We start from the raw sequence: 12,149 nt of genomic DNA on the forward strand, positions 1-12,149 counted from the left end.
TTGCTAGAAGTCCGACTTCTTTGCCTTCATGGCCTGCTCCAGATTTTGGAGCATGGCCTTAATATTTTCATCAGCTTTAACCGCGTACTTGATGCTGTTTCGCTTTAGCATGGGACGTTCCATAAATTCGGCTATCGTCCAGACGTAGCGACCCATTGACCGTGCGGACGGATGGCTTGCGCTAACCGTTAAATCGTTGACCGTGTATCGGTAACGCCCGTCTTTTATCTCCAGAATGATTGCGTGGTTCAGGTAACCGTCTGACCGGTAGGTCATATTAAACAGCCAGGGTGTGTAAAGTGAACCTTTGGCAATTAACATGCCGCCGTCCTTATCGGCTAGTTGCAGCGCTTCGGTAGCGCTTGGATAGTACGTAACAATCCATTGCTTTGCTTTATCAAAGAGTTGATTTTTCGACTCGCTGGGCACTGGCACGACGTCAGAGTATTCGACGGCACCTGACTTAACCGGCATAACATCGCTGAGTGAGCCTTGGGCATGGGACAGATAACTAACAGATAGAAGTAATAATGTAAGGAAGAACTTCATGGCGTAAGGGTTTTTAGCCCTAACATACGCACGAAGTTTTATTTCTTACAAATCCGCCTGCACCTCAACCTTTCTGATGTCCTTCTGAACGCGGTCAAACGCTTCAACAGAAACCACCGTTTTAACGTCTTTCATACCCTCCCGTACGGCCCTCGCAATCGCTACGGCATCGGTTGTCAGGCTCACCCCCCCCAGGTTGTAGGTGGGAGTCATGTTCTGGGTGGAGAGCCGGTTCGCCGTTAGGCCAGGGAACGCCCGGCCACCGCCCGCAACGTTGATCGCTGACAGTTCCTTATAGAACTTCTGAGTAGAGCGGGCATTGATGATGGCCTCTCCGTTGCTGATTCGGGCATTGATGCTATCGCTGGTGCCCGTTCCCGGCCCCTGTACGTAAGCGCCCCGGTTGTCGGAACGGTAGTACCCCCCGCGGGCGAACTTTTGGTTGTCGATCAGGATTTGATTGGCAAGACCTGTAGCGCCCACCAGAGCCGCCGTAATAAAGTTAAACGGAGGTGGTAGTTTGAAGGCGTTCGTGATGCCCTGCGCAGTGGCGATAATATTCTCAATGCTGGCAATCTTCCGGCGCTTTTCGGCGGCTTCCTTTTCGATCTTTTCCCGCTTTTTCTGGAAGTCCTTTTCGATCTTTTCCCGCTGGTCGCTGGTCAGGGCGGCCGAACTTAAGAGCGCTTCCTGCTGATCGTCCAGGGCTTTGGTCTGCCGCTGAACGCTGGCCTCAACAAACGAAGACAGGGTGGAGGATGCTGTCTGGGTAGCCTGTAATATGTTGCCCGCAATATCTTCGGCGGTCTGGACTTCAAGCTCCTTGTTCTTCGTGCGGTATTTGGCCCGGATCTTCTCCTTCTCCTTCTCCTTTTCCTCCTCAGTGCCTTTTACCGCGTCCAGTTCGGCCTTCTGCTCTTCGGCCAGTCGCTGCTTCTGAAGTTTAAAATACTTGATCGTACCCGCTTTGGTATCGGCAATCTTCTGATCGATTATTTCCAGGTTATTCTTATGCTCCAGCTCCTTCTCCTGACGCATATTCTCCTTCCGGGCGGCCAGGGCTTTGGCCTGAACAGCATTGATCTGGTTGAGGTATTCTTCGCCGGTGATCTGGCCGTACTTGAGTTGCAAATCCAGCAAATCAACCTGGGTTTTCTCTTCCAAATCAATCCGCTTGCGGGCGATTTCAATATCTACTTTCAGGGACTGGTCGCCAAAATCCTGTTCGACCTGCAGGCGACGTTCGGCAGCAGCGGCCTGTTTCTGCACCTGATCCTGGGCAAACTGAGCACGGGCGTCCTCAATGGCCCGTTCGGCGTTCAGCACAATATCACTCTGCCGTTCGCGGAACTGGGTTTCGTTAAGTTGCCGGGCTTTGTACTGTTTTTCAAGTTCGACCTGCTGCTGACGGCTTTCCTGCCGGATCTGCTCAATGCGTAGGTCCAGCTCCTGTTTGCTGCCCCGCTGGGTTAAGGCAAGGGTGGCCGATATTTCGGCTTTGCGGGTACCAATCTCCAGGTTCAGCAGTTCAGCCGCGTGCTCGATTCGTTTGTCCAGAATCGCCTTGTTGGTCTGGGCATCGATGAGTTGGCGCTGCTTCGAGTTTTTAGCGAGCCCGACTTTTTGGGCGTTCCCCTGGGCAACGATTAAGGCCTCTTCCAGTTTCAGGGTGTCTTTGCCTGCCTGCCTGGCCTGCAGCACCCGTAGCTCTGCCAGGTACACGGCATTATCAGCAGCTTGTTTGGCGGCTTCCTTCGCTTTGGCAGCAGCTTCGGCGTTAATGGCGTTCAGGGAGTTGTTTAATTCGGTTTGCTTGCCGAACGATTCTTCCCGTATGTCAGCCAGTTCGATTTCGGCATCAATGAGCTTCTGCCGGTCTTCGCTGCTGACCAGGTTGCCCCGTAGTTTGATCTCAGCCTGAATGTTTTTTATCCGCTGCTCCTGCAGGGCGATCTGCGTTTTCAGCGTCGCGTTCTCTAAATCGAAGGCGGCTTTAGCGGCTTTGGAGCGCGAGGCCGTGGATTTTGTAACGTCTTCGGAGGCTAATTTCAACCGTTCAATTTCGGCCCGGTTCTGAGCGCGGGCCAAAAGGACCTGCTGCTCGGAATCCCGGATGATCTGATTCTGCCGTTCGATGGCCTGACCTAGCTTATAGGCTTCCGCTGCCGCGTCGCCCGCCCCTTTGAAGGCGTCGAAGAAATCAAGCAGCGCTTTTTTGGGGTTGGTAAAAACTTTAGTGAGCGCTTCCCCCGCCCTGGCAATCGTGCCGACCACGACATCAACAGCCGCGCCGACGCCCGCCATTTTGCGAGACAGAAAGTCCATCCCTACCTGCGTTTTAGTCAAGTAGGTGATCAGCGCCCCGATGGCCAGCACCAACAGACCAATCCCCGTTCCGGCAATAGCCGCTTTAATCCCGGTCAGCCCCCCCTTGAAGGCAGACAGGCCGGTCTTTGCATTGCTCAGAAACCCTTTTACCTGATCAAGCCGACCCCCAAAACCGCCCGTTACTTCGCTCAATACATCGAAAGCGGAAGCGGCTGGCTTGGCCTCATCGGCCACCGTTGAAATTTCCCGCTTAAGGCCCGCGATTTTAAAGCCAATCCGTTCGTAGGCTTCCCCGCCGTCCTGACCCAGGGCTTTTTGTTCTTCTTCGAGTTTAACCAACTCGGTAGTCGTAGTGCGGATTGCTTCGCCATAGGTTTTTACTTTATCCTGAACATCGTCAAACGTTTTGCCCGATTCGGCGCCAACGCGGTTGATTTGCTGCTGAAAACCGATGATGCGCTTACCAACGGCCTCGTACTGGGGTGAGCCTTTGTCGAGCGCCTTCTGCTCCTCCTGAAGTTTGATTAGTTCAGCAATCAGCGGCTCAATGGACTTGGCCACAACGGCGTAGTTACCCACCTGACGCTGGTAGCGGTCGGTCAGCTTTTCGGCTTCGAGCAGCTCCTGATTGGTCGCGTTGATCTGCTTCTGCAAGGTTCCCCCGGCCGCCCCTTCCCGGTCAGCGCGGGATAAACTATCGTAGGCTTTATTGAGATTCGACAGGTTGGCCCGTAGGGATATGAGCGAACCTTCCGCTTCGACTACGACCTTGCGGTTGTTGTCCATCTCTTTGCGGTTTTCACGTAGCGACGCCGTCAGGGCCGACCGCTGCCGCACGATGCCTTCCATCGCGGCCTCGTACTTGTCGGATTCGATCGCGCTTTCCTGGTACTGTTTTTGGAGCAGCTTCTCCTCTGCCTTCAGGGCCGTTAGTTGCTGACGGATCTGGACAATCTTTTTTTCGACCTCCTCTTCCGATACCCGGATTTTTATCAGTACCTCATCGGGCCTTTCGTCTGCCATGCTAGTAAGGAATTAGCGTAACCCGGCAGGGGTAGCCCGGTACGTAGTTAGAAATCTTATTGAGGTAGAAAACGTGGTTTGAGAGTTGCAGCGAACCGGCCCGGACAAATGAAAGCCGTACGGGCCTGGTCAGGTCCAGACTGGCCACGTCGTCCGCCGTCAGCATCATCGAGAGCGTCAGGGCGCGGGGCCGTCTGAGTACGCGGGTTAGCCCCTTAAAATAGCGCTGAATGAGCGTCTGTTCACGCTGAACAAAGCTGACCCGATCGAAAGTCAGAGAGTAGGCGTTGTTGCCCGCGTTGGCACCAAGTGGCCGGTCAGCCCACCAGCAAGCAGTAAGCGTTACGGGCTTCACTTCATCTGGGATGCCTTCCGCCGTAACGTTGGCTTTGGCGGTCAGTGTCTTGCCCGGTTCAATCAGTACCAGACGGGGCGTAGTGGCTGACCGTTCCAGCGTTCCGTTTTTGATCGTGCGCGTTGGGATGGTGACGGGGCTACCGTAACCGGTCAGCGCCTTTTCGGAGTTGAGACAGGCCGCAAAGGGTAGTTCGAACAGGTCAGCCGTTGTGGGCAGGTTGGGGGCGTCGACGCGGATCTGTCCGTCGCCGTAGGTGCTGACCTTATCCAGCGCCTTCCACTTAACGTTGTTCACCTGCCCGTAGGGTTCCAGCGTTACCAGCAGTTCGGGCTCTTCGGATTCCTCCACGCGGGTCGACCAGTCCACGGCCTTGTCGGTATTGGCAACAACTTCGCTCAGGGGAATAAGGGTTACCGTTTTGCGTACATCGTCCACGGCGTAGGTAGCCGAACACAGCAGCGCGATTGATTTAAGCACCTCGGTACACGCCATGTCGGGCAAATTGCGGGCCACCAGCCAGTCGTCGCCGGGGTATAGTTTCGGATCGGGCGTAAAGGATGCCCAGCAGGTGGTCGGGTCAATGTAGCCCAGCACCATAAACCGGCCGACGAGGGTGCGACGGCGAAGAATGAAGCGAATCCGGATCTGATCGCCCGCCTTGCAGTTAATCGTCTCGTCAAGACTGATTGTCTGTTGGGCGGAAAACGTAATGTTGTACACCCCTGAATAGTTGTCACCCACCTGTGCGACGTTCTGCCCGTTGCGCTCAACGATCAACAGCACTTCGACCGCACCCGTCGTAACCTTTAGCTTGAACGTCTGGCTGGCCTGAACGCGCAGTTTCATGGCCCGGTCGCAGACGTAGGCTTTCAGAGACGTATTGAAGTTGTTTTGCTTGCCGTCGAAAAAGTAATTATCCGGGTCGTTGTCCTGGTTGAACTCGTAGAGTACTTCGGTCTTCCCAGAACCCGACATCTGCAGCGAGTTTCTTACCGTCACGCGGGCTGATCGATCCGTCACCCACTGCTCGTCGTGGCTTTGGGGTTCGTCATCCACAAACGGCAGGGCGATCCGGTTGAGTAGCAGATCGTTCAGCCATTCGCCCGCCGGACGGTAACCCGTTTCGGTGAGCATCTGCTCAATGATCGTGCGGGCGTAGACGGACGGAAACAGGGCATCCGAGGCAAAGGTGTCTTTATCAAAGTTGCCGTAATCAATGACGGGGTACACCGCCCCCGCCGTAGCTCCTGCCAGCGCCGAAATGCCCGCGACAGTCCAGGGATGGTTATAGCGGTCGAGGTTCAGGGTACGAATGGAGCGGTCACCCAGGGCATCAAACAAACTGCGTGTCGCCTGAAAGAGCTGCACTTTCCAGCCGCCCTGAAAGGATTCAAGCCGGGCCGATGCGCCGGGCATCAGATCAACCCCGTCGAAGATCAGCTTCGCCTTAAACACCGCGTAGGGGTATTTACCACCCGCGTCGAGCTGTTCGGCGTTTTCGGTCAGATCCCGAATCGTGAGGGTATCGGGCAGGCTGAATGAGAGCGAGTAGCTGGTCTGGATGGTATCGGGCTTAGTGAGATCGTTCGCCTGAAAATTCAAGGCAGGTTCTGCTTCCGCCACCCAGACGCCGTTGAGATAGAGTCCGTCAACAATCATCGGCGCTGGGACCTCCGGGCCGGTAGGGTAAAAGTAACAGAGAGAGTATGGGTGGCACTGCGTGAGGTGTGCACCGGAAACGTGCCGGGATCAATCGTGACCGGCACCTGATGAAATACGCCGTCTTTGTCGGGGGCAAGTAGATACACCGCTACCGAATCGTAGATAGTGGCAACGGCTTCGGCCTGCTCAGCGGTTAGCCCCGACGTGCGGGCGGTAATAACGTAAGCCGATTCTTTTTGGGTAGCCAGCGTAAGTCCCGCCTGCCGGGCATCGCCCCGCGAGGAAACGGTCTTGTCGGTGCTCATTGGCCCGTCGAACAGCCAGTAAGGCCAACCGGTCGGAGACTGCCAGGTCAGAAACGCGCCGGGCGTGCGGCACTCCCCCGGTACGCTGGGGGTCGTGGGCGTAATGAGCACCCCCTGAAAGGTAGCGTCGAACGTTAAATCAAACGTTCCGGTGGGGGTGGTAAGGCTGGGGATTGTTGGCACAGGGCGAAGTTCGCCGGTGCGCTATATGAGCAAGGGGGTAGGAACTGGAAAGGTATTGAGGTTTTTTACTTCATATCCGGAAACACGTCGTAAAACTCTATCAACTGCTGCTCCAGCAATTCCGGCGTCAATTCGGGCGTGGGTTGTTTGGGCATGGGGTTAGCGTTTGTAGTGATTGCGCAATAGCTGATTATTGTTAGTGGTAGGCCCGGTCTTGTGTTTGCCGCACTTGATCGGGCTGTCTATTTTAGACTATTAAAAATGGCGATAACTCTTTGATTTTCAAAGTATTTCACTAACTTTATAGTGTAAATAATCGGCTATTTATGAGTAACTTAAACCTTAAAGCGGTACGTAAATTTTATGGACTATCTGCTACCGATATGTCCCGAATTTGTGGATTTGGTCCCAACCAATGGCGGCTTTACGAAAATGGGGAAGCATCGCCAAATTCGAGCAACTACAACCTTATTGTGTTAGTTGTTGATCCCTATAGCTTTCAGCGCCTACTTAAGGTTCTGTCCGATGTTGACCGGGTAGCAATGGGTAAGCGATACGATATGGCCCTACAAAAGACAAAGAATGTCTGCTGGGATTTGGAAAATCTAGTTGAGGCATCACGACGCGATTTAGTTCAAGCCTGGAGAAACAGCCTAAAAGAGCCGGAAGAAGTTTAGCTGCATTTTACCCCCAAATAGGCCGCAATTTGCTGGATGGATAGGTCGGTGGTTGTCATGGCTGGTTCTGGTAGATGAAGCTGGCAAGCACGATCGGCTCAACACGCATACCCACAGCGGTACGTTCAAACACAACATCATCGGCAAGCTGCACGGGCGTCATAGCACTAATGAAGTAATGAACTTGGCCACCCAAGTCATCATCAGGCGAATACCAATTGCAGATCTGAGCGATCAGACCCCTCGTATCGTTAGCGTACTTAATAACGCAACGCTTGGCCTGCGGGCAGATGCTGGTCGCATCAACGATTTTCGTCGCTTCAAGGCTTTGCTGGGCTCGGTAATCATACAGACCCAATGTTTTCTTTGCTACTTCTTCAACTGGTCTCATCCTTTCTTCTCTTCGTTTTGGTTTACCAGCCCCGGCGAGGGGGTTAGGCAAACAATAAAAATTGACCATTTTCGGACAAGACAGGCTCTGGACAATTAGCCTTGCTACATTCTTGGGCCATACGCGTAAGCACATGCGCGGGCATATCACTTGCCTGTCCGTAGGCGCACGGGCGCATCAGCCCAGAAATTTTGACGCGCCGACTAAATCCAGATAAACTCTCCAACCCTTCCCGAAAACCGGACGACTTTGCCTGTTGTTGATAAGCATCTAATAGCGATTCTGCCTGCAAGGCGGTCGAGTACGTATATTGCCCTTGATGATAGCCATAAACGATAAAAACCTTGTGCCACCGCGTTTTGCGCAGGATGTTAGCCCGAATTTGTCCGGCACGATTTCGCAAAAAGCTACCTTCATGATACGCTAACTCATGCCAACTGGGTCGCTGTTGTTCGTCAGGTTTCATTTTTCTTTTCATCTATCCCCGCCGTCCGTGTGTTCGGGGGCGAGGGGGTTAGTAGTAGTGGTTTTAGATCCCGGCGCGGGGCATAGGCTTAATCGAGAACGAAGCAGGATTTACCACGCCATCAGCGCCTTTACGCCCCCAGCGTTCATTGTGCCATTGGCGCAACGCTTCGCCATGTTCCCAGCACTGAGAGAGAACATTCACGGCAGCGCCGAACATGAATCCCGTAATGCCCAAATAGCTTGGTTCGTACTGCATCTTGTGGGCTGCGTCAGCAACCGATAACCCTGCTGCAATTTCTATCTGCATGAGCCGCCCCCATACCTCAGCAAAAGCAAAGATGCCGCGTCCGTAGTCGTCGTCATTGTTCGCTTTCCAGCTATCCCATTTGGCTTTATCAGTGAGCGACAACTCAACGCCACCAATCGCCTGTTCTACCTTCTCGCGCTGGCTGAGGTCTTTGGCGTCAAGCTCGGCGCGCCGTTCGGCGGCTTTACGCTCGGATTCTCCTTTAGCCTGTTGGAGTTGCTGTTGAATTTCTGGAGAATATTCGGCGTCGTAGTTGGGGCCAATCGTTTTCCAGTTTAGATAAAAACTGTTGTGGTAGTCACGCACTACCAATTCAGGGTCACTGGCCTTATCAACCAAGCAAGTAACGCCATTGAACACAAAATTGACCTGCACCTTTTCGAGGGCCGCCAGTGATACGGCCTGTTGCGCCGTTCTGGTTATTGTATCGCCCGGTTGGACTTCTAGCTTTCTTGATTCCATATCTCTTTCTCCTGTATAGCGTTTTTCCGGGCGGCGGCTACCGGCAGCGGGGGGGGGTTAAAATACCTGCGGTAGATGTTGCTTGACTTTGTTAAAAGTCAGGTACTGGAGAGTGCCAAAATTGATGCTAGGGTTTTTGTGTTCTTTAATGAACTGCCAGCTATCCTCACGCACCAGATCGTAAAACACCGTGTTGAGTAGACGTGGAATGTATTTACTTGACCAATCGCCCAATTCGGTTTCAATCTTAGCCAGCGTCTTTTCGCAAAGGGCTTTAGTGACGTACTTTTCGACAATATCCTCTTCGACCATCTTACGGGCGTTGACCTCACTAACACCCATAACTTTAGCGTGTTTCTCCTTAAATTCAGAGGTGACGATCTTTGCCCAGGTTTGGCGGTTGAGCGGTTTTTGTAGTCGTAGTTCTTAATCACGATACCCTCACCAGCCCCCTTTCCGTCTTCGATCAGGTAGACATTCTTAGCCAGTTGCGCCACTAGCTGCTCATACGACGCGTTTTTGATCTTGCTAATTGCTGGGATATATTCAATCCCATGCGCTTCAAGTTGAACCCGGTAAGACTCGTAGGGTAAAAACGCCAACCCTTCCGGCGTGTCAATCGCTACGTCGAACACGTAAAAGTTACGCCATGCCGCATCCCGGTAGGTTCGCAGCGAATGGGGTACCAGCCATTCACCAAACAAGCGATGGTTCGGATTTTCGGCAAAGTAGTCCAGTAGGTTTATCTGTTCCTTTGCCCATGCATAGAATCCGGCGTTATCCTGCTCCAGCGTCAAGTGGCGCGTTCTGGAACCCGCTTGCAACTGGCCATCTTCAATCCATAACGACGCATTGGTGCCGTCGATCTTAGGAAAAACGTAGCACTCACCAAGTTCTATTTGATGAACTTCAGTTGCGCCGAACCTCTCTAAGTGGGGGTATTTTGTGAACGACATGGTGTTATTTCTTACTTGTTTCTAAGTCAAATGTAGTTAATTTTAACTTTCAAACAAATAATGAGTGTTATTTTTAACACCTTTGCCATGAATACAGAAACTGATTCCCCGGTGGAAATAGACGCGAAACCCTTTAAGCAACGATTGGTTGACGAACTAGCCAGACATAATAAATCGAAAGATGAATGGGCGCAAATTACCGGGTTAGGGATTGAGACGGTGAAGAACATTTTGAACCCGAAGCGTGACATGGGTGCTATTCGCGTGGAGTATTTAGAAGCGTTCTGGAAGTTCGACCCAAGCTTAGACGTTCACTACATCGTCACCGGCCAACGCCTGGACAAACCCACCGTCACCATTGACGGCCCCGCCCACGTCCGCCACAACCCCTAACCCATGCCCCCGACCAAAAACAAATCCGCCGGTTTCGTGCAAGGCAAATGGCTCCAGCAGGCCCTGGAATCGCTGGGCGAAACGCAATCCTCAGCCGCCCTTAAAATGGGCCGTCACCCTTCGTTTTTCTCGAAGCACATCAACGATAAGATGTATTTTGGCGCGGAAAAGCTCTCCGAGCTCGCCCGCACGTTTCCCGACCTCAACATCCGCTACGTGCTGACGGGGGAGGGGGAGCCGCTTTTGTGAAAAAGCCCGGCGGGTCAGGGCCGGGCTTCTCCGCTCCTACCTTCCGTTTACCCGCTTCATACCCGCATCGACGTGAGCACCGTTGATGCGGTAGTAGTAACGATCTGTAGTCCGGGTTGAACTGTGGCCAAGCATCCCGGCTACCTCGCTGCTCATGTATCCCTTCATCAGCATCAGGCAGGTAAACGTTTTTCTGGCGGTCTTGGCGGTGATGCGCCACTTGATGCCTAGAAGCTGCTCAATGCGCCCGGTGTGGCGATTGACGCACTGAGGAGAATAATCAACCGGCCCGGCCGGACGCGATTCAAACAGTAAACGAACCTCATCCAGCAGCGGCACTTCGTACTGATTGTAGGGGGGCTTGGCTCTTCGTCCGACGATTTTCCAACCGGACGGCCCCTCGGTTTCATAGGTGCTGCGGCTGCGGGCATAGGCAATGGCATCGGGGTAGTCCAAGCCCGTACAGCACATCAGGCAGAACCACCAGAGCGCATCGCCTTCCGTTCCTTTCCAGTTCGTTTGAAATAGTTTTTTTAGCTGGTCGGGCGTCAGGAATCGAACTTCCTTATCCTTCGCGCGCGGCCACTTCACGGCGGCAATGGGGTTGGCTACCAGCCAGCCTTCGTCCAGCATCCAGGTCAGCACCTCCCCTATTTTGAGCACAAAGCGGCTGGCCTGGGTCATGCTGGTGGGCTTTATTTTCTGGTCGTTTTCCGAAATCACCTGCAGCCAGGCGTGATATCGCTTCGCCCAGCCGACGGTTACCTTGCCAACGGCGGGCAGGGGTTGATCAGTCTGCTCGCGCCAGAGCTGCAGTAACAGCATGCCCCGATCCCACCGGCCAATGGTGATGGGTGACAGCGCGGCCGCTGTTCCTTTCTTTAATCGCAATCCAATGACGTAGGCGGCATAGGCTTCACCTAAATCGGTGTCTTCGGTGAGCTGGGCGGCAAAGTAGCTGGCGGGGGCGGCTGGCTGGTGCGTTTCGAGCTTCTTCTCCCTGTGCTGCCCCGCGTGGAACTGCCAGCCGTCCGGCTCCAGCCAGAGCGGAGGTCTGCCAGTGGTCAGCTCGTGGCGAATCGACTGGGTGGTGGGCGGCCCCGTCTGGCGCTGACGCCGGTAAATGTCCATGATGTGCGCTTTGAGGAGCACCAGGGAATCGTTGGTGGAATCGTCGCGGAGCGTGGTCTTCTGCTCTTTTACCCGCCATTTAGCCGGGTCAACCATCAGCTTTTCGCCCGTTCCGTCGAGCGGCCAGAGCGCCCCGAAGCCCGGATCTTCGATGCCGTCGACGGTGATGTTGACCCGTAGGGGGTGCGGGTTGGAATAGGTTTTGCCCCGGCGGGGTGGCCACAGGCGGAAGCGTACCGAAATCGGCATTCTTTTTTGAGTAACATAAGCATGGATATAAGGGTGAATGCCCTCAACACCGCCTATATGATATATGATAATAGCAGCGTATCGTTTTTACCGTTCGGCGGGCCGGTGCCGGGTATTTTTACGGGCTGTTTAGTAATTCTTACAGCGAATCTGAGTGTAACCACCTAGTGACGCTGGATTAGCGACTGGCTACCGAAGAACTACCGGATAGCTACCGGAGAATAAGTGATTGAAAGATTGGCGCTTGGCGCTGCCGGAATCGAACTACCGGGAAATGGGATTGGCTGTAAACGCAAAAAGCCCACCGGGAAGGCGAGCTTTGCGCTGATCAGTGGACTGTGTGACCGATACGGGAATCGAACCCGTGTTACCGCCGTGAAAGGGCGATGTCCTAACCGCTAGACGAATCGGCCGTCTTGTTGAAAGACCCACCGTTTTAGCTTTTTCAGCTGTCGTGG

General features: G+C 53.8%; 12 protein-coding genes and 1 tRNA gene. 3 read left to right on the forward strand and 10 right to left on the reverse strand.

The genetic code is table 11. The features are described 5' to 3' along the window. Positions 1–3: 3 nt before the first annotated feature. The 4 genes from HU175_RS22285 to HU175_RS22300 are packed head-to-tail and all read right to left on the reverse strand — an operon-like array spanning position 4 to position 6,408. The gene (locus HU175_RS22285) at positions 4–549 is read right to left on the reverse strand and encodes a DUF4468 domain-containing protein (protein WP_176568673.1); all 546 of its coding nucleotides are present in this window, start codon (positions 547–549) and stop codon (positions 4–6) included. A gap of 45 nt (positions 550–594) precedes the next feature. Beyond that, positions 595–3,900 carry a hypothetical protein gene (locus tag HU175_RS22290; protein WP_176568674.1) on the reverse strand — a complete coding sequence of 1,102 codons (3,306 nt, stop codon included), beginning with the start codon at positions 3,898–3,900 and terminating at the stop codon, positions 595–597. 1 nt (position 3,901) lies between these two features. Next, on the reverse strand, positions 3,902–5,917 hold the full coding sequence (locus HU175_RS22295) for a hypothetical protein (RefSeq protein WP_176568675.1): 2,016 nt from the start codon (positions 5,915–5,917) through the stop codon (positions 3,902–3,904). Beyond that, entirely contained in the window at positions 5,914–6,408 is a 495-nt protein-coding gene (locus HU175_RS22300; RefSeq protein WP_176568676.1) for a hypothetical protein, read from the reverse strand. Before HU175_RS22300 ends, HU175_RS22295 begins: the two co-directional genes overlap by 4 nt. 326 nt (positions 6,409–6,734) lie before the next feature. Between HU175_RS22300 and HU175_RS22305 the strand changes: the two genes are divergently transcribed. Next, on the forward strand, positions 6,735–7,085 hold the full coding sequence (locus HU175_RS22305; protein ID WP_176568677.1) for a hypothetical protein: 351 nt from the start codon (positions 6,735–6,737) through the stop codon (positions 7,083–7,085). 55 nt (positions 7,086–7,140) lie between these two features. Here HU175_RS22305 and HU175_RS22310 read toward each other — a convergent pair whose 3' ends face one another. The 4 genes from HU175_RS22310 to HU175_RS22325 all read right to left on the reverse strand — a co-directional run bounded on the left by HU175_RS22310 (position 7,141) and on the right by HU175_RS22325 (position 9,669). Continuing rightward, positions 7,141–7,545 (reverse strand): hypothetical protein, encoded by a 405-nt coding sequence (locus tag HU175_RS22310; protein ID WP_176568678.1) that lies wholly within the window; start codon positions 7,543–7,545, stop codon positions 7,141–7,143. Next, positions 7,520–7,942 (reverse strand): hypothetical protein, encoded by a 423-nt coding sequence (locus HU175_RS22315; RefSeq protein WP_176568679.1) that lies wholly within the window; start codon positions 7,940–7,942, stop codon positions 7,520–7,522. Before HU175_RS22315 ends, HU175_RS22310 begins: the two co-directional genes overlap by 26 nt. Before the next feature lie 63 nt (positions 7,943–8,005). Then, a complete protein-coding gene (locus tag HU175_RS24705; RefSeq protein ID WP_218037014.1) occupies positions 8,006–8,713 on the reverse strand; it encodes a hypothetical protein in 708 nt (235 codons plus the stop codon). A 98-nt stretch (positions 8,714–8,811) separates the two neighbouring features. Further along, positions 8,812–9,669, reverse strand: a complete 858-nt coding sequence (locus tag HU175_RS22325; protein ID WP_176568680.1) for an RNA ligase family protein — start codon at positions 9,667–9,669, stop codon at positions 8,812–8,814. Between the two features lie 60 nt (positions 9,670–9,729). Here HU175_RS22325 and HU175_RS22330 point away from each other — a divergent pair, with 60 nt between their 5' ends. Further along, positions 9,730–10,062 (forward strand): hypothetical protein, encoded by a 333-nt coding sequence (locus HU175_RS22330; protein WP_176568681.1) that lies wholly within the window; start codon positions 9,730–9,732, stop codon positions 10,060–10,062. A 3-nt stretch (positions 10,063–10,065) separates the two neighbouring features. Continuing rightward, positions 10,066–10,311 carry a helix-turn-helix domain-containing protein gene (locus HU175_RS22335; RefSeq protein ID WP_176568682.1) on the forward strand — a complete coding sequence of 82 codons (246 nt, stop codon included), beginning with the start codon at positions 10,066–10,068 and terminating at the stop codon, positions 10,309–10,311. Between the two features lie 36 nt (positions 10,312–10,347). On the opposite strand, the gene HU175_RS22340 is transcribed toward HU175_RS22335, so the two are convergent. After that, the gene (locus tag HU175_RS22340) at positions 10,348–11,691 is read right to left on the reverse strand and encodes a tyrosine-type recombinase/integrase (RefSeq protein WP_176568683.1); all 1,344 of its coding nucleotides are present in this window, start codon (positions 11,689–11,691) and stop codon (positions 10,348–10,350) included. Between the two features lie 341 nt (positions 11,692–12,032). Continuing rightward, a tRNA-Glu gene (locus HU175_RS22345) sits at positions 12,033–12,104 on the reverse strand. Positions 12,105–12,149 lie beyond the last annotated feature (45 nt).

It is taken from the genome of Spirosoma sp. KUDC1026 (genome assembly GCF_013375035.1).
Lineage (GTDB): Bacteria > Bacteroidota > Bacteroidia > Cytophagales > Spirosomataceae > Spirosoma.